This is a genomic window from Pseudomonas sp. JL3, assembly GCF_031570575.1.
Lineage (GTDB): Bacteria > Pseudomonadota > Gammaproteobacteria > Pseudomonadales > Pseudomonadaceae > Aquipseudomonas > Aquipseudomonas cucumis.
Genome location: NZ_JAKWJK010000020.1, coordinates 1 through 17,322, shown reverse-complemented (window position 1 = coordinate 17,322; position 17,322 = coordinate 1). Strand labels below are relative to the sequence as shown.

The window sequence follows — 17,322 nt, the reverse complement described above, 5'->3', positions numbered from 1 at the left end:
ACTTCATCGCGGGTTTGCCCGCGATGCTTTTAAACCCTCAACACCTTCCCACCAATCGCCACGGCCACCAGCAACACCGCCATCAACCCAAAGGCAAAACTCAAGCTGCTGCCATGGGCGATAAAGCCGATCACCGCAGGCCCGGCGAGAATCCCTGCATAACCCAGGGTGGTAATGGCCGGCACGGCAATGCTCTCCGGCATGACGGTCTGTTTGCCCACGGCGGTATAGAGCACCGGCACAATGTTCGAACAGCCAGCGCCCAGCAGCGCATAACCCACCAGTGACGCTTCCCAGCTCGGTGCGAATGTCGCCAGTGTCAGGCCCGCCGCGGCCGTCAATCCACCAAACACAATCACTCGTGTCGCACCGAGGCGCCGGACAATCGCATCGCCGGTCAAACGTCCGACGGTCATGGTCAGCGCAAACGCGGCATAACCCAGCCCTGCATACGCCGTGTCGATCCCGCGCTCCTGCGCCAGGAACACCGCGCTCCAGTCGAGCGCCGCGCCTTCGGCCAGGAACACGATGAAACACATCCCGCCGATAAACAGCACGATGCCGTGAGGAACGGCGAACGCCGGGCCGGAGCTTTCGCTGCCATAGGGCAACAGATGCGGCGCGGCCTTGAGCAACGCCACCACCAGCAGCACGATCACCACCAGCATCGCCCCCAGCGGTGACATCCCCAAACCGAGCAAGGCGCTGACACCCGCCGCGCCGACGATTCCGCCAAGGCTGAACAACCCATGAAACCCCGACATCATGGTCTTGCCGCTGGCCCGTTCGACGATCACCGCTTGCAGGTTCACCGTCGAATCCACCGTGCCCAGGCCCGCGCCGAACATGAACAACGCGGCGATCAATGCCGGAATCGTAGACACCGTCGCCAACAGCGGCAGTGCCGCACAGATCAACAAAGTCCCGCCGCTCAACACCCGACGGCAGCCAAAACGCGAAGCCAGAATCCCGGCCATGGGCATCGCCAGAATCGAGCCCACCCCCAAGCACAGCAGCAACAGCCCGAGGGTTCCTTCATCCAGCCCGGCCCGCGCCTTGGCGTAAGGCACCAGCGGCGCCCAGGCCGCGATGCCGACACCCGCGATGAAAAAGGCGATGCGGGTGGACATCTGTTCCAGACGTCCGGGGACGAAGGTGGCTTGGGTGTTGAGGTTGGTCATATCGATCCTTGGCAAAAAACGTCGCATCCCCAACGGACAGTGAACAACCGCAAAGGGTTCGATCACCTCGTCCGGGCGGGTCGCAGTCAGGCAGGGTGACATCCTTGCACAGCCAGCCGCTGTTTCGCGATATCGTCGACGTATCAATTGTTCATAGAGGGGGCGCCATGACGCGGATGTACGATGCTCGAGGGAATATCTATGCGGTCGTGACGCCAGACAACGTGCGCGGTAGCGGTATCGATTTGCCTGTGCTGGCCAGCCATGCCGCGCAGACCCGTGAGGCCTGGGCAATGTTGGCCATCGAGGCGTTCTGCGCTTGGGCCCCAGGTACACAACCGCCCGGCAGCAAGGCGCATCGCTGCGATGGACTGCTGGTGGGGCCGTTTCAATCGTCGCCGCCCTTTGACCTGTTGATCGTCAACACCGACGGTACCCTGGCCGAGCGCAGTGGCAATGGGCTGACGATTTTTTCCCAGGCCCTTGGCGAACAAGGGCTGATACCGGCAGAGGCCTGTCAGCTCCGGGTTCATCACGACAAGAGCGATGCGGTTTCGCCGGTGGAGACTTCAGTGACACCCGCTGAAATCGACGGCGTGCAAGGGTTCTGGCTGGACCTGGGGCAGCCATCGTTCGGGCCCGAAGCGGTGGCTGCGCAAGGGGTTGAACCCGTGATGTTGAAGGGGCGCGAAGTCAGTCATGTGCCGCCGTTGTCGACGCTCGACCCAGCCTGGAACCACAGCCAGTTCGTGCGCATCGGTAATCCCCATTGCGTGACGTTGGTGACCGGCGTCGATGCGTTGCCGAGTAACGCGCAGATGCGTGAGTCAGGATTGGCCGAATCATTGACCCGCATCGCCTATGCCATGCCGACCGGGGCAGGGCAGCCGTGTCCGGCAGGTGTGAACCTGCAATGGGCGATGCTTGAATCCGAGGGGCGAATCGTTGCGCGGGTGTTCGAGCGCGGCGAAGGGCCGACCGCCTCGTCGGGCACCAGCGCCAGTGCGGTGGCGTGTGTGGCGTGGCGCGTGGGTTGGGTGGCGGCGGGGGAAGTGAAGGTGGTCATGCCCGGCGGCACCGCGCCAATTCTGCTGGAAGAGCGGGGCGGCGAATTGAGCCGGGTCAGGTTGTTTGGTACGGCGCGGTTGATGAGGTGAAGTCGACATCGCCATCGCGGGCAAGCCCGCTCCCACAGGTTCAGCGTGATCCTTGTGGGAGCGGGCTTGCCCGCGATGACGCCCGCTCTGTCAACGAAAATTCAGAGCCGATCGGCCCATTCCACCACCGGCATCTGCCGCTTCATCAACACCTTGCCCCCACGAATCGAATACAGCGGCAAACCCTGGCTGCGAATCACCTCATAATCACTGTCCGCCGACAGAATCAGCAGATTCGCCGGTCGCCCTTGTTCCAGCCCATAGCGATCGCCCAGGTTCATGGCCTTGGCACTGTTGTCGGTCACCAGATCCAGCGCGCTCTGCAGATTTCGATAACCGAGCATGTGGCAGATATGCAGCCCGGCTTCGAGCACCCGCAGGATGTTGCCGTTGCCCAGCGGATACCACGGATCGACGATCGAGTCCTGGCCGAAACACACATTCATTCCCGCTTCGAGCAACTCATTCACCCGGGTCACGCCACGGCGTTTCGGGAAGCTGTCGAAGCGTCCTTGCAGGTGAATGCTTTCGGTAGGGCAGGAGACGAAGCTGATCCCCGAATGCCCGAGCAGCCGAAAGAGTTTGGCGCAGTAGGCGTTGTCGTAGGAGCCCATGGCCGTGGTGTGGCTGGCGGCGACGCGCGAACCCATGTCGCGGCTGCGGGCCTCTTCGGCCAGCACTTCAAGGAAGCGTGAATGCGGGTCGTCGGTTTCGTCGCAATGCACGTCCACCAGACAACCGGTGCGCTCGGCCAGGTCCATCAGGAATTTCACTGAACTCACGCCCTGATCCCGGGTGTACTCGAAATGCGGAATGCCCCCGACGACATCGGCGCCCAGGCGGATCGCTTCTTCCATCAGTTCTCGACCGTTGCGGTACGACTCGATGCCCTCCTGAGGGAACGCGACGATTTGCAGGTCGATCAGGTGACGGCTTTCCTCGCGGACTTCGAGCATTGCCTTGAGCGCTGTCAGCTCCGGGTCAGTGACGTCGACGTGGGTGCGCACATGCTGAATGCCATGGGCGGCGAGGGTCTGGATGGTCTTCTTGGCGCGGGTCTTGGTGTCTTCCTGGGTGATGGTTGCCTTGCGCTCGCCCCAGCACTCTATGCCTTCGAACAGCGTGCCGCTCATGTTCCAGCGCGGCTCGCCGGCGGTCAGGGTGGCATCGAGGTGAATGTGCGGCTCGACGAAGGGCGGCACCACCAGATTGCCGCCGGCGTCCAGGTCGTCAGGCCCCAGGGACGGGGCTTCGGTTTGCCGGGCAATGCTGTGAATCAGGCCGTTTTCCAGGTGCAACTCATGCAGGCCTTCTTGGTTGCGCAGGCGGGCGTTGATGATGTGCATCAGGCGAATCCTTGTTAGAGATCTTGTAGTGGTGCTTCGGCGGTACGGGCACCCAGTACCCCGGTCAATAGCACATACGTTAGCGCGGCTACGGCAATCCCTACCAGCGGCGCGACCCACGGCGAGCTGAAGGCGGCGACTGTGCCGACTGCATAAGCGCTCAGCCCCGGCCAGTTGAACGCGGGCAACCGTGTGTCGGCCAGGCGTGGGTAGCGACCACGATAGCGGAAGAAAAAGTCCGCCATGATCACCCCGCCAATCGGCGGAATCACCGTGCCCAGCAGAATAAGGTAAGGCACCAGCATGTCATACATGCCCAGCAGCGCCAGCAGTGTGCCGATCACCGCACCGGCCAGGGTCACGGTTCTGCGCCGGCCGGTGCGCAGCAGGTTGCAGCCGGCGACGGCGAAGTTGTAGATCGTGTTGTCCTGGGTGCTCCAGATGTTGAGCAGCAACATCGCCATTGCGGCCATGGCGAAGCCTTGCAACAGCAGCACTTCGACCACATCCGGCTGCTGATAGACGATGGCGCCGTAGGCCCCGATCAGCACCATCAGACCGTTGCCAACGAAGAAACCGATCAGGCTCGCCAGCACCGCCACCCGCGCCGAACGGGAGAAGCGTGTCCAGTTGGTTGCTTGCGTCGCACCGCTGACGAACGTGCCGAACACCAGGGTAATCGCGGTCGACCAATCCAGGGTTCCCGTCGGGACTACCGCGAGTAAACCTTCGAGACCGCCGACCTTCACCGTCGCAATCCACATCGACAGCATCAGCAGCAACATCATGGCCGGTACGGCGATGTACGACAGAATCTCCAGCCCGCGATAGCCGATGTAGGCCGTGGCGCAGAAGCCCAGGCCGAACAGCACCATCAGCCCCAGAACGGTGCCCTCGCTCAGTTCGAAATACTTGTCCAGCACCACAGCCGCCGTCGCGGTGCCCCAGGCGTACCAGCCGATCTGGGTGAAACCGAGGATCAGGTCGCTGAGTTTGCTGCCCACTTCACCGAAGCAGAAACGTCCCATCAGCACCGAGTTGAGGCCGCTCTTGAAGGCGATGTAGCCCAGCCCCGCGGCGTAGATCCCCAGCAGCAGATTGCCGACGATAATCACTGCCATCATCTCGCCGAAACTGAACGCCACACCGAGCTTGCCGCCGGCAAACATGGTCGCGGTGAAGAAGGTAAAACCCAGTAGCACCATGGCGGTGGAGGCGAGCCCTTTGCGGGCATGCATCGGGACTTCGCTGAGGGGGTAATCGTTGCCCGGATCGTTCTGCGTCATGTGGCGTTCCTTGCTGGATGGAGGACGCGGGGGTGTTGCAGTGCTCGTGCCAATGGCGCGAGGGTGTTGTTATTTATAGACGAGCAGGCGGATTTGGCCCGAGGAGGGCTCGAAAGCGGTGCGGGGTTGAGTCAAATTGGAACATTTGTGGCGTTGCTGAAGTTGCCAGGATCGCAGCCTTCGGCAGCTCCTGCACCGATCCCTGTAGGCGTTGCCGAAGGCAGCGGTCTTTTGATTTTTAATCACCCTGCCAACGGCAAAAACCGCAATATCGCTGCCACAATTGCCTCCGGCGCATCTTCTTGAACCAGATGCCCGGCATTGGCAATGGCGTGAAACTGCGATCCGGCAATCATCTGATGCAGCGCCCGGCCGCGCTCGATGGGAATCCACTGATCGTCTTCCCCCCAAAGAATCTGCACCGGGCAACGGACCGTCGGGTACAGCTCTTCGACTTCGCGGGTATAACGTTCATCCATCTGCGCGATCTGCCGATAGAGCGCCGCTTGCCCCGGCTCCCCGAGCCACGGCCGCACGTAAGGTGCCAGCTCATGATCGGGAATCTTGCGCTTGATCGCGCCGCGAATATAGGCCGGCACAATCGCCTGCTGAATGTAATCGGGCAGTCCACTGAACGCTGCTTCATGTTGACGCACATGCTGCACGAACGGCGAACCCCAGGGCGACAGCGCCACCGGATCGATCAGCGTCAGGCTGCGGTAATCCTTGCCGTTCAGCAGGTGCGCGCGCAACGCAGTGGCGCCGCCGAAATCGTGGGCCACCACGTCTGGCCGTTCCAGGCCCCAGTGCTCCAGCAATTGCGCCAACAGCTGGTTTTGTACGCCCAGCGACACATCGCCGTCCGGCTGCGTGGATTGCCCGTAACCCAGCAGATCGAAGTAGTGCACCCGGTGCGTGGTGATGAAGTGCGGCGCAATCCTGTGCCACACATAAGAAGAGAAGGGCGTGCCATGCACGAACACCAGCGGCGGACCGTCGCCACGTACGGCGTAGCGCACGGAGTGCCCGTTGAAGCGATAGGTCTGAGCCAGCGGCCAGTCAGCCATGGATACGTCCTCTTGGCATGTGCGAGCCAAGAAGCATAGGCATAAAAAAACAGCCATTGAAGGCTGTTTCTCTATTCACTGACGAAACGCATTTCTTGTGTGGTCGGGCTTGTGTGGGAGTCGGGCTTGCCCGCGATGCAGACGGCTCGGTTTAACGTCGAACCGAGTTGATGCCATCGCAGGCAAGCCAGCTCCCACAGGGATTTATGTTGTGCTTGGGGTCGGCTTATTCACCGCGATAGATGCAACCGCTGGTGCAGGTCTCGTGGATACGAATCGCGCTGAGTTCCGGCAGCAGGGGTTTCAATTCATTCCAGATCCACTTGGCCAGCACTTCGCTGGTCGGGTTTTCCAGGCCAGGAATGTCGTTCAGGTAGTTGTGGTCCAAGCGCTCGTAAAGCGGCTTGAAGATCGCCTTGATTTCCGAGAAGTCACGGATCCAGCCCGTGTGCGGATCAAGGTCGCCGCTCAGGTGAATCGCTACTTTGAACGAATGCCCGTGCAGACGACCGCACTTGTGGCCGTCCGGCACGTGGGGCAGGCGGTGGGCGGATTCGAAGGTAAATTCTTTGAAGATTTCCACAGTGATGTTCAGCTCTGTCAGGTGGCGATCGCCGCGGCGATAGGGGCAGGTGGCGAGTTTACCAGCTTGTGTTTGGCGATGCGGGAAAACACTGACTAAAGGGTCAGCAAGCGCTCGCCGAGGCGACCGTTGGCGGCCAGTTCAAGGAACTCATCGCCCAGGCGCCGGCTTTCATCCATCGTCGTGCGCCAGTATTTTTGCCGGCTCGGGGCATCGCCCATGAAGCGCTTGAAGTCGTTACGGTCCGGCAGTTTGCCGTAGGGCAGGCGCGACAGATATTCCTTTGACGGCGCCAGCAACAGAACGTCCTGCAAACGGGCCGGGCAAGCGCGGCGCCACGGCAGGGTCTTGTCGAACCAGCCGGGGATCACCCGGTCGGTGAAGTGCGGATACAGCACGATGTCGTTGCCGCTGTAGGGCAGGTCGAGGTGATAGTCCAGCAGACCACCATCGCGGAACGTCCCCGCGCCTGCGCCCGGCAGGTCGCGCACGCCTTGCATCACCATCGGGATCGAACCCGAGGCCAGCAAGGCCTGGCGCAGGTTGCCGGCATCCAGCGCAACGAAGCGCGACGGGAAGTCATTCAGCGCGTTGACCGGTGGCGCCAGGCGCGGGTCGTGGAGGATCAGCCGCTCGAAATGCCGCGACAGCCGCGCCCGACCGCGCAGATTGTCGGCGATCACCGACGACAGGCCCAGCCCCAGCCGACCACGATGATCGTCCGCCAGCAGGCCGTGGCTTTTGACCACCATGATGTTCAGTCGGTAGTCGGCGTTAGCCAGAATCGAGGCATCGCGGCCGTCGAGCAAGTCATCGAGCATGCGCCGGGAGCTCTGGCTGATCTGCGCCATGGTCACCCCCTTGGCGAAGTTTTGCTCGGTGTACAGATGGCCGAGGCGGCGGATGCCTTCAGCGGCATCCGGCAGGCAGGCGCTGGCGAACCGCCAGGAACCCACCGAGGCGCCAATCAGCGAACGCTCCCGGGGTGCCGCCGGCAGCCATTCGCCGAACAGCGCCAGATCCAGCCCCTGAATTCCCAACGCTTTCGGGCCACCGGCGGCGCCCGGCAGCGTGCCCACATCAGCGGCGCTCAAGCCGTTTTCACGGATGCGCGCCAGGGCACGCGGGCCGGCCTTGAGCGTCAGGGAAGGGAACTTGATGTGGATCGCGGTCATACCGGTCTCGATGTTTGGCAGGCGGGGGATTATAAGCGCGTGTCGGACAGCGCAGCGCACAATCTGTAGGAGCCAGGCTTGCCGGGATTCGTGGGTGTCAGTGATGTCACGTTGCAATCATTAATGATGGCAATTCAGTTTCAGTTAAGTTCGAATCGCTAAGGTGGCGCTGGTAGCAACACATAAAAAATACGGAGACACCCCATGAAAATCCTGACTGCCCTGTTCACCGCCTCCCTCATCACCATGACCGCCAGCATCGCTCACGCGCGCGACCTGGGCCCCGACGAAGCCCTGAGACTGCGCGACGCTGGTACCATTGTGTCTTTCGAGAAGCTCAACGCCACGGCATTGGCCAAACACCCCGGCGCCAACATCACCGCAACCGAGCTCGAAGAAGAGTACGGCAAGTACATCTACCAGGTGGAACTGCGCGACTCGCAGGGCCTTGAGTGGGACCTGGAGTTGGACGCTGTCAGCGGGCAGGTTCTCAAGGATCATCAGGATACGTAATGAAGGTGTTTTCTCTTAATCGGCGCGCCAGCAGTCATATGGCGCTGGCGCTCCTGGCTTTTTGCTCGGTGGTCATGGCCCGTGATCTGGATCAGGACGAGGCCCTGCGCCTGCGCCAACAAGGTGTGATCCTGCCGCTGGAGCAGCTCTTGCAGCAAGCGCTGGACCTCTATCCCGGGGCCAAGCTGCTGGAAGCCGAGCTTGAGGAAAAACACGACGTCTACATTTACGAGGTCGAGCTGCTGACCACCGAAGGCGTAGTGCGCGAGCTGGACCTCGACGCCACCACCGGCCATTTACTGAAAGACAAGGAAGATTGACCGATGCGTTTGCTCCTGGTGGAAGACCACGTGCCGCTGGCCGACGAATTGATGGCCGGCCTCAACCGGCAGGGTTACGCCGTGGACTGGCTGGCCGACGGCCGCGATGCGGTGTACCAGGGCAGCAGCGAGCCTTATGACCTGATCATCCTCGACCTTGGCCTGCCGGGTTTGCCGGGGCTCGACGTGCTGGCGCAATGGCGGGCCGGGGGCTTGGCCACGCCAGTGCTGATCCTCACCGCGCGCGGTTCCTGGGCCGAGCGGATCGAAGGCCTCAAGGCCGGCGCCGATGATTACCTGACCAAACCGTTTCACCCCGAAGAGCTGCACCTGCGAGTCCAGGCACTGTTACGTCGCTCCCACGGTCACGCCAATCAGCCGACACTCAAGGCCGCCGGTTTGCATCTGGATGAAGCTCGCCAGTGCGTGACCCGCGACGGCGCCGACATCCAGCTCACCGCCGCCGAGTTTCGCCTGCTGCGTTATTTCATGTTGCACCCTGAACAGATCCTTTCCAAAAGCCACCTCGCCGAACACCTCTACGACGGTGAAACCGAGCGCGATTCCAATGTGCTGGAAGTCCACGTCAATCACCTGCGACGCAAACTCGGCCGCAGCGTGATCGAAACCCGTCGCGGTCAGGGTTACCTGTTTGGCGGGCAAGCCCAGTGAGGTCGATTCAGCGCCGCTTGAGCCTGGGCCTGATCAGCGTGATGGTGATCGTCGGCCTGGTGCTGGCGCAAACCAGCCTGTGGCTGTTCGAAATGGGTTTGCAGCGCTACCTCGAAGCCGGGCTGCGCAACGACAGCGAAAACCTGCTGGTGGCGCTGGTGCGTGGCCCGCAAGGGGTGCAGCTGGATGAGCGTCACCTGTCGCCGGCCTATCAGCGACCATTCTCCGGGCATTACTTCCGTATCGACTTTGCCGACCGCCATTGGCGTTCCCGCTCGTTATGGGATCAGGATCTGCCGCGGCTCGAACACGCAGGTCTGCAAAGCAACCTGCAATTGGGGCCGGAAGGGCAGCTGCTGCTGGTGTTGCGTTCGGACTATCGTCGGCTGGGTCAGGCGATTTCCATCAGCGTCGCCCAGGATTACACCCCGGTGCGCGATAGTTTCTGCCGCATGCAGCAGGTCGGTCTGGGGTTGGGGCTGGTTGGGTTGCTGCTGATTCTGCTGCTGCAACGGATCACCGTGCGCCGCGCCTTGCGCCCGCTGGAAAAGGCCCGCGAGCAAATCGCCCAATTGCAACAGGGCCAGCGCTCGCAACTCGACGAAGAAGTGCCGCTGGAGCTGGAACCGCTGGTGGCGCAGATCAACCATTTGCTGGCCCACACCGAAGACAGTCTCAAGCGCTCGCGCAATGCGCTGGGTAATCTTGGCCATGCCTTGAAAACGCCGCTGGCGGTGTTGTTGAGCCTGGTTTCCAGCGAAAAACTCGATGCTCACCCGCAGCTGCGCAAAGTCATGCAGGCGCAACTGGAGCAGGTTCAGCAACGGCTCAATCGTGAACTCAACCGTGCCCGGTTGTCCGGCGATGCACTGCCGGGGGCGTTGTTTGAATGTGATGCCGAGCTACCTGGGTTGCTGGCCACGTTGAACATGATTCACGGCGAACACCTTGACCTGAGCTACCGGGCACCGGCCGGTTTGCAACTGCCGTGGGATCGCGAAGATTTGCTGGAGTTGCTCGGCAACCTGCTGGACAACGCCTGCAAATGGGCGGATGCCGAGGTGCGGTTGAGCGTGGTCGAAACGGCCGAAAGGTTTGAGCTAAGCGTGGAAGACGATGGTCCGGGGATTCCCGAAGACCAGCGCGCTCAGGTGTTCAGCCGCGGTACCCGGCTTGATGAACAGACGGATGGACATGGTTTGGGGTTGGGCATCGTGCGCGACATCGTCGACACATGGGGCGGGGTGTTGAAGTTGCAGGAAAGCGAGTGGGGCGGGCTGAAGGTGATGATCGAGTTACCCAAACGCTAACACCAATCCAAAGAACGCCGATTATCCTGTGGGAGCGGGCTTGCTCGCGAATGCGGCAGTACAGTCAACATCGATGTCGCCTGACACAACGCCTTCGCGAGCAGGCTCGCTCCCACATTTGGATCTTCGGTGGACGCGGAATATGCGTTACACGCGAAACTGATCCATCAAGCTCTGCTGCTGATTGGCCAAACTGTTAAGCGACTGACTCACCCTCGCCGATTCATTGGCCTGCCCCGATAGCGATTCGGTCACATCCCGAATGGTCGCTACGTTGTTATTGATCTCTTCAGCCACCGCGCTTTGCTCTTCAGCCGCACTGGCAATCTGCAGGTTCATGTCGCTGATCACCGTCACCGCATCACCAATCTGCCGCAACGCCGTCACTGCCTGACCGACCTGCTCGACACTGCCCTGAGCCTGGCGATGGCTATTGTTCATCGAACTCACCACCTCCTGAGTACCGCTCTGCAACTGCTCGATCACCAGACGGGTTTCTTCCACGGACTCCTGAGTGCGCCGCGCCAGATTGCGAACTTCATCGGCTACCACGGCGAAACCGCGTCCGGCTTCACCGGCCCGGGCGGCTTCGATGGCGGCATTCAGCGCCAAGAGGTTGGTCTGTTCGGCAATGGCGCGAATCACTTCCAGCACCGAGCCGATTTTCTCGCTGTTCGCTGCCAGGCCTTCGACCTGCACCATGGCCGCGCTCATGTCGGCGGCGAGGTGGTCGATGCTGGCGGTGGTGCGGTCGATCACGGTCAAACCCTGACGGGTCGCCTGATCAGCATCACGCGCCGCTTGTGCCGCCTGCGCGGCGCTGCGGGCGACGTCCTGGGCGGTGGCGCTCATTTCGTGGGATGCGGTGGCCACTTGATCGACCTGACGGTATTGCTGCTCCATGCCGGCGCTGGTCTGGGTGGCGATGGCGGACGACTGATCCGCCGTGCTTCGAGCGTCCTGCACCGAGCGTTTCACTTGGGCGATGATCGGTTGCAGCTTGTCGAGGAAACGGTTGAACCAACCGGCCAACTGGCCCAGCTCATCCTGCTTGTCGTAGGCCAGGCGCCGGGTCAGGTCGCCTTCGCCGCTGGCAATGTCTTCCAGCATGCGGGCCACGCCGAGGATCGGTCGGGTCACGCTGCGCGCCATCAGCCACACCAACAGCAAACCGATGAGCGCCGCCAGCACACCCAGGCACAATTCAATCAGCGTACCGGCGGTGTTGCTGTCGTCGAGTTGTTTTTTCAGCGTTTCGGCGGGGCCGACCAGGACTTTCTCCGGCACGTCGAGCAATACGCCCCAGGATTTGCCACCGGGGATCGGCTGGAACGGCGACAGCACTTTCAATTGCTGGTTGCTGTGCAGGCTTTCGGTCTTGCTGTTGGTGGTCAGCCGGCGGAGCAGTTCGGCACCATCGGTTGTGTCCACGACGTCCAGGCGTTGGCTGAGTTTGCTGGCGTCCGGGCTGTAGCCGGCGAGCAAGCCGACCGGGCTGACGATGCTGACGCTGGTCTGGCCGTCATAGAGTTTTTTGCTGGCGCTCTGGCTGATCGCTTGCAGGCTGTTGAGGTTGATGTCCACCGACAGCGAGGCGATGACTTTGCCGTTGACCATTAGCGGGAACACGATGCTGGTCATCAGCACGTTCTGCCCGTCGATCACATAGAAGTAGGGTTCGATCACGCAAGGCTTTAGCGTGGTGCGCGGGCACGTGAACCAGGCATTGGCCGGCTCGCCGCTGGGGCCGGTGCTGGTGTCGGCCATGTCGCTTTCCGGCAGGGCCATGGAAGTCACTTTGCCGGGTGTCGGTTGCGACCAGTACAGGGCGAAACGGCCCTTGTCGTTACTGCCCAGCTCCGCCTGGTCGGCGAACAGTTCGTCCTTGTTGTCCAGCGCATTGGCTTCGAACACCAGCGACAGGCCGAGCAGTTCCGGGTTGGCTTGCAGGGCCGACTTGACCTGCCGGGTCAGGTCTTCACGCAGGTCGAAGGCATCGAGAAAGCGCTTCTCGGCCTGATCGCGCAAAAACAGCACCTGCCGCGAGAAGCCATGGCCATATTGATAGGCGTCCATGAATTGCTGACGAATGCCCAGCGCCTGGACTTCCCCCTGGGACTCGATGCGCGCCTGGGCGGCTTCGGTCAGCATCTCCATGCTTGAGGCTTTCACCAGCGCGGAGCTGTGCTCCATGCGATACAGCGAAAGCCCTACCAGCAGGGTCACGATGCCCGCCAGGCACAGCCCGGCCAGCAGGGTGATTTTCCATTGAATGGAAAGTTGTCTGAGCGACATGGGAACGTCCTTTTGTTCGATAAATATCTGAGACTTTGCACTGTAGCGGCCGGAATTCGGCTTTCTTTATGTCGTAAGCCGAAGCTTTGTGGCGAGGGGCTTACCTGTGGCGAGGGGCTTGCCCCCGTTGGGTCGCGAAGCGGCCCCCAGCATCTTGTCAGGCAACCCGCATCGGCAGGTTTTGCGACTGCTTCGCAGCCGAACGGGGGCAAGCCCCCTCGCCACAGGTGTAAACCATGTCCCCGGTCTAAACGGGGTGTTGGCTTTGACAAGGTGGCATCGGTCCGGCACAGTGCGCGCCCTCTAATAAAACCCTTTTCTCCATCCGCTGGCGGCGCTCATACAGACTGCTGGCCGGACTCATTCCGTTTGGCGGTGATTGCCTCACCGCGCTGCTTTTGAGGTAACAACAATGAATGCAGTAATTGCCGCGGTCGGCATCATGCTGATACTCAGCCTGTCCCGCGTGCATGTAGTGATCGCGCTGATTGTGGGTGCGCTGGTCGGTGGCTTGACCGGTGGCCTGGGCATCGACGCGACCCTGAAAGCCTTCAACAGCGGCCTCGGTGGCGGGGCGACGGTTGCGTTGTCCTATGCCTTGCTCGGCGCGTTCGCGGTGGCCATCGCCAAGTCCGGCCTGGCCCATGCGCTGGCCGACAGAGCCTTGGCCATGGTCGATCGCCAGCATGCTAACGGTGGCGCAAATGTCAAATGGCTGCTGATCGGCCTGCTGTGGGTGGTGGCCATCGCCTCCCAGAACATTTTGCCGATTCATATCGCCTTTATCCCGTTGCTGGTGCCGCCACTGTTATATGTGCTGACCAAACTGCAACTGGACCGTCGATTGATTGCCTGCGTCATTACGTTCGGTCTGATCACGCCGTACATGTTCCTGCCCGTGGGCTTCGGCAACATCTTTCTCAATGAAATCCTGCTGGCCAACGTCGCCCGTAGTGGCGTGGACATCAGCGGCATCAACGTCACCCATGCCATGGGCATTCCGGCGCTGGGCATGGTGTTTGGCTTGGCGGCAGCGTTCATCAGCTATCGCAAGAAGCGCGTTTACGACCTGGAAAAGATCGAGCAAGCCGAGCAGGTCGCGGTGCAGTACAACCCGTTGAGCCTGATGGTCGCCGGTCTGGCCATTGCCGCTGCGTTCATCGTTCAGTTGCTGTTGGACTCGATGATTATCGGGGCGCTGGTGGGCTTCCTGATCTTTTCGGTGTCGGGGATCGTCAAGTGGCGCGACACCGATGACCTGTTCACCGAAGGCATGAAGATGATGGCGATGATCGGCTTCATCATGATCGCCGCGTCCGGGTTTGCCGAAGTGATGAAGGCCACCGGTCATGTGCAGACGCTGGTGGAGTCCTCGGCGTCGTGGATCAACCACAGCAAAGGCATCGGCGTGCTGTTAATGCTGCTGGTCGGATTGTTGGTGACCATGGGCATCGGCTCGTCGTTTTCCACCGTACCGATTCTGGCGGCGATTTTCGTGCCGTTGTGCGTGCAACTGGGCTTCAGCCCGATCGCCATCGTGTGCATCGTCGGCACTGCCGGTGCGTTGGGCGATGCCGGGTCACCCGCGTCGGATTCGACCCTGGGCCCGACCTCCGGTCTGAACATCGACGGCCAGCATCACCACATCTGGGACACCGTGGTCCCGACCTTCCTGCACTACAACCTGCCGCTGCTGGCGTTCGGTTGGGTGGCGGCGATGGTTCTGTAACACCTCTAACCCTGTGGGAGCGGGCTTGCCCGCGATGGCGGCCTTTCAGTCGCATTGATACTGAATGTACCGACGCTATCGCGGGCAAGCCCGCTCCCACAGGATCAATGTGACCCTGACTCAACTTTTGATTTGGCCTGCCGTTAAAGCCTTTAACCACGCCAACAAAATCATAAGAGTGAACGTCATGCGCATGAGCCTGAAGGCTAAAGTCCTGTCCCTTGCCGTCCTCCCGGTGCTGCTCTTTGCGCTGGTCATCAGCCTGACCACGCTGTTCATCCTGCAAGAGCAGGCCCGCAAGGAAGTCGAGGAAACCCGTCAGCGCCTGCTCAGCGATGCCAAGGCGACCCTGCAAAGCTACGTCGCCGTGGCCATGACCACGATCAAACCGCTCTACGACGCAGCCGCCCCCGGCGACGATGCGGCGCGGGCGCAGGTGATCAAGTTGCTGTCGAGCATCACCTACGGCAAGGACGGCTATTTCTTCGGCTACGACTCCAACACCGTGCGCCTGTTCAAGGCCAGCAGCCCCGAAGGCGTGGGCCAGAGCTTCAAGGACAACCGCGACCCGAACGGCGTCTATGTCAACCGTGACCTGGTGAAAGTCGCCAAGGACGGCACTCACTACCTGCAATACAGCTCGACGCTGCCCGGTAACACCCAAGTGCTGGTGCCTAAACTCGGCTACACCGAATACCTGCCGAAGTGGGACATGGCGGTCGGCACCTCGGTCAACCTCGACGGCATCGAAGCTCAAGTGGCGGTGGTTGAGGCCAAGGTCCAGGAACGCATGCAAGGCGTGGTGCTGAGCATTGTCGGGATTGCCGTGGTGGTGCTGTTGGCGATTGCTGCTGCCGGGATGCTGCTGGCCAACACCATTCTGCGTCCGCTGAACCTGATGAAAGCCAACCTTGACGACATCGCGGCGGGCGAGGGCGACCTGACCCGACGCCTGTCCATCACCAGCCAGGATGAACTCGGCGAACTGGCCGGCTCGTTCAACCGTTTCGTCGACAAGATCCACGGTTTGGTGCGGCAGATCACTGAAATGACCTCGCAACTGACCGGGCTGGTGAATCAGGTGTCCGATCAGGCCCAGCGCTCGGATCAAGCCATGGAGCGTCAGCGTCACGAAACCGATCAGGTGGCCACGGCAATCAACGAAATGTCGGCGGCGGCTCAGGAAGTGGCCAAAAGCGCGCAAAACGCGGCGGTCGCTGCCCAGCAGACCGACGAAGAAGGCCAGGCCGCCAAGCGCGTGGTGGCTGGCAGCATCGTGAAGATTCATGCGTTGGTGAACGACATTCGCAGCAGCGGCGTGTCTCTCGACAGCCTGCAGAAAGACGTGTCGTCGATTGTCAGCGTACTCGGGGTGATCCGTTCGATTGCCGAACAGACCAACCTCCTGGCGCTCAACGCCGCCATTGAAGCGGCCCGCGCCGGTGAGGCCGGGCGTGGTTTTGCGGTGGTCGCCGACGAAGTGCGGGCATTGGCCAGTCGCACGCAAATCAGCACCCAGGAAATCCAGAGCATGATCGACCGCTTGCAGGCCGGCACCCAATCGGCAGTCGAGGCCATGCGCCGCTCCAGCGAGGCCGGCGACGGTACGTCGGCCCAGGCCAACGAGGCGGGGGCCTCTCTGGACGCCATGGCCCAGTTGATCGGCACCATCAACTCGATGAACGCCCAGATCGCGAGCGCCGCCGAAGAGCAAACCGCCGTAGCCGAAGAGATCAACCGCAGCGTGCATCAAATTGCCGTGGCCGTAGACAGCGTCGCCGACGAAACCCAGCTTGGCGCACAGACCTCACGCAGCCTGGCCGACCTTGGTCAGCGCTTGGGGCAATTGGTCGGGCAGTTCCGCATTTGAGGTCATGAATGGGGGCCAGAGCTGACACAAACTCCTACACTGGTATTACGGTGCGCATCCGTCGCACCCAGACGACCATCACCATGGAGTCAGACTATGAACGACGGTACCTGCGACTGCCCGAAATGCTCCTGCAAACTGGGTGAACACCCCATCGTGCGTCACGGCAAGCACTATTGCTGTGAAGGCTGCGCCAAGCATCATGAACACGGCGAAGAGTGTTCCACCAAAGGCTGCAAATGTGCCAAGCACTGACCGTTCAGCCAAAAAAAGTGGAGCCATCCAGGCTCCACTTTCAGTTTGAATCCTTACCCTCCCTTTCAAAGCTTAATTCGCCGGTCGCCAGGTCACATTTTCGACGCCGAATTTCTCCGCCAGCGGTTTACTGGTCTTTTGCACCCTCTCACGGCCAAAGCGCGGGATCCGGCCAACTCCGGCGTCGCAACTTGCCCAGTGCCAAGCTTCTGCATTGTCCATTTTGTCCAGGCGGATAATGAAAGACTTGGGCTTGCCGTGAAGGGTGTATTCAATGACGAAAAGTTTTGCGTTGTTCATAAAGCCTGTATTCCTCCCTGTTGTTATAGAGGGATCGTTCGGCGCGCGGAAAATTCAGTCGAGTTGTCGGATGGTGACAGTGACTGGCGACAGCCGGACGCCTCGTGATCATGGAGCCTTCCTGACTCCCGATGATCCTAGCCTATGGCCCAAGGTGCGCCGGCGGAACCGTCACAGTCGGGATTTATGTTGAATGTTCTGGCCCTATCGCGAGCAGGCTCGCTCCCTGTAATTGAATGGACTCGCCCACGCCGAGGCGTCTA

General features: G+C 61.3%; 16 protein-coding genes and 2 pseudogenes. 9 read left to right on the top strand and 9 right to left on the bottom strand.

Annotation, left to right across the window (positions count from 1 at the left end; genetic code table 11):
* Positions 1-29 precede the first annotated feature (29 nt).
* Positions 30-1,181, bottom strand: a complete 1,152-nt coding sequence (locus MMG91_RS25045; protein ID WP_310661020.1) for an MFS transporter — start codon at positions 1,179-1,181, stop codon at positions 30-32.
* 167 nt (positions 1,182-1,348) lie between these two features.
* On the opposite strand from MMG91_RS25045, the gene MMG91_RS25040 reads away from it, so the two are divergent.
* Entirely contained in the window at positions 1,349-2,338 is a 990-nt protein-coding gene (locus MMG91_RS25040; RefSeq protein WP_310661019.1) for a diaminopimelate epimerase, read from the top strand.
* A gap of 101 nt (positions 2,339-2,439) precedes the next feature.
* On the opposite strand, the gene codA is transcribed toward MMG91_RS25040, so the two are convergent.
* The 5 genes from codA to MMG91_RS25015 all read right to left on the bottom strand — a co-directional run bounded on the left by codA (position 2,440) and on the right by MMG91_RS25015 (position 7,795).
* The gene (gene codA / locus MMG91_RS25035; protein WP_310661018.1) at positions 2,440-3,684 is read right to left on the bottom strand and encodes a cytosine deaminase; all 1,245 of its coding nucleotides are present in this window, start codon (positions 3,682-3,684) and stop codon (positions 2,440-2,442) included.
* Between the two features lie 14 nt (positions 3,685-3,698).
* The gene (codB, locus tag MMG91_RS25030; protein WP_310661017.1) at positions 3,699-4,970 is read right to left on the bottom strand and encodes a cytosine permease; all 1,272 of its coding nucleotides are present in this window, start codon (positions 4,968-4,970) and stop codon (positions 3,699-3,701) included.
* Between the two features lie 242 nt (positions 4,971-5,212).
* Positions 5,213-6,037, bottom strand: a complete 825-nt coding sequence (locus tag MMG91_RS25025) for an alpha/beta hydrolase (protein ID WP_310661016.1) — start codon at positions 6,035-6,037, stop codon at positions 5,213-5,215.
* A gap of 226 nt (positions 6,038-6,263) precedes the next feature.
* Positions 6,264-6,620: a 6-carboxytetrahydropterin synthase QueD gene (gene queD / locus MMG91_RS25020; protein ID WP_003173033.1), complete on the bottom strand. Its 357-nt coding sequence runs from the start codon at positions 6,618-6,620 to the stop codon at positions 6,264-6,266.
* 95 nt (positions 6,621-6,715) lie between these two features.
* Positions 6,716-7,795, bottom strand: a complete 1,080-nt coding sequence (locus MMG91_RS25015) for a patatin-like phospholipase family protein (RefSeq protein ID WP_310661015.1) — start codon at positions 7,793-7,795, stop codon at positions 6,716-6,718.
* A gap of 204 nt (positions 7,796-7,999) precedes the next feature.
* Between MMG91_RS25015 and MMG91_RS25010 the strand changes: the two genes are divergently transcribed.
* From MMG91_RS25010 to MMG91_RS24995, 4 genes are read left to right on the top strand one after another with little or no spacing between them, the layout of a single operon-like run.
* Complete coding sequence (locus tag MMG91_RS25010) at positions 8,000-8,308, top strand: PepSY domain-containing protein (protein WP_305446263.1); 309 nt, start codon at positions 8,000-8,002, stop codon at positions 8,306-8,308.
* Positions 8,308-8,628: a PepSY domain-containing protein gene (locus MMG91_RS25005; protein WP_310661014.1), complete on the top strand. Its 321-nt coding sequence runs from the start codon at positions 8,308-8,310 to the stop codon at positions 8,626-8,628. The genes MMG91_RS25010 and MMG91_RS25005 overlap by 1 nt, the downstream gene beginning before the upstream one ends.
* A 3-nt stretch (positions 8,629-8,631) precedes the next feature.
* A complete protein-coding gene (locus MMG91_RS25000) occupies positions 8,632-9,300 on the top strand; it encodes a response regulator transcription factor (RefSeq protein ID WP_305446261.1) in 669 nt (222 codons plus the stop codon).
* Positions 9,297-10,610, top strand: coding sequence for an ATP-binding protein (locus tag MMG91_RS24995; RefSeq protein ID WP_310661013.1), 1,314 nt, complete (start codon positions 9,297-9,299; stop codon positions 10,608-10,610). The genes MMG91_RS25000 and MMG91_RS24995 overlap by 4 nt, the downstream gene beginning before the upstream one ends.
* A gap of 147 nt (positions 10,611-10,757) precedes the next feature.
* Here MMG91_RS24995 and MMG91_RS29055 read toward each other — a convergent pair whose 3' ends face one another.
* Both MMG91_RS29055 and MMG91_RS29050 read right to left on the bottom strand, forming a co-directional pair.
* Positions 10,758-11,513, bottom strand: a complete 756-nt coding sequence (locus MMG91_RS29055) for a methyl-accepting chemotaxis protein (RefSeq protein WP_405046561.1) — start codon at positions 11,511-11,513, stop codon at positions 10,758-10,760.
* Between the two features lie 102 nt (positions 11,514-11,615).
* Positions 11,616-12,686: pseudogene (locus tag MMG91_RS29050) on the bottom strand (HAMP domain-containing protein); the annotation flags it as partial.
* Positions 12,687-13,317: 631 nt separating this feature from the next.
* Between MMG91_RS29050 and MMG91_RS24985 the strand changes: the two are divergent.
* The 4 genes and pseudogenes from MMG91_RS24985 to MMG91_RS24975 all read left to right on the top strand — a co-directional run bounded on the left by MMG91_RS24985 (position 13,318) and on the right by MMG91_RS24975 (position 16,759).
* Positions 13,318-14,634 (top strand): Na+/H+ antiporter NhaC family protein, encoded by a 1,317-nt coding sequence (locus tag MMG91_RS24985; RefSeq protein WP_310661011.1) that lies wholly within the window; start codon positions 13,318-13,320, stop codon positions 14,632-14,634.
* Positions 14,635-14,698: 64 nt separating this feature from the next.
* Positions 14,699-15,598, top strand: a pseudogene (locus MMG91_RS29045) (cache domain-containing protein); the annotation flags it as partial.
* Positions 15,599-15,682: 84 nt separating this feature from the next.
* On the top strand, positions 15,683-16,504 hold the full coding sequence (locus tag MMG91_RS29040) for a methyl-accepting chemotaxis protein (RefSeq protein ID WP_370694714.1): 822 nt from the start codon (positions 15,683-15,685) through the stop codon (positions 16,502-16,504).
* Between the two features lie 96 nt (positions 16,505-16,600).
* A complete protein-coding gene (locus MMG91_RS24975) occupies positions 16,601-16,759 on the top strand; it encodes a metallothionein (RefSeq protein WP_223488708.1) in 159 nt (52 codons plus the stop codon).
* A 72-nt stretch (positions 16,760-16,831) separates the two neighbouring features.
* Here the strand turns inward: MMG91_RS24975 and MMG91_RS24970 are convergent, their stop codons facing one another.
* Positions 16,832-17,059, bottom strand: a complete 228-nt coding sequence (locus tag MMG91_RS24970) for a DUF6555 family protein (protein ID WP_305446257.1) — start codon at positions 17,057-17,059, stop codon at positions 16,832-16,834.
* Positions 17,060-17,322 lie beyond the last annotated feature (263 nt).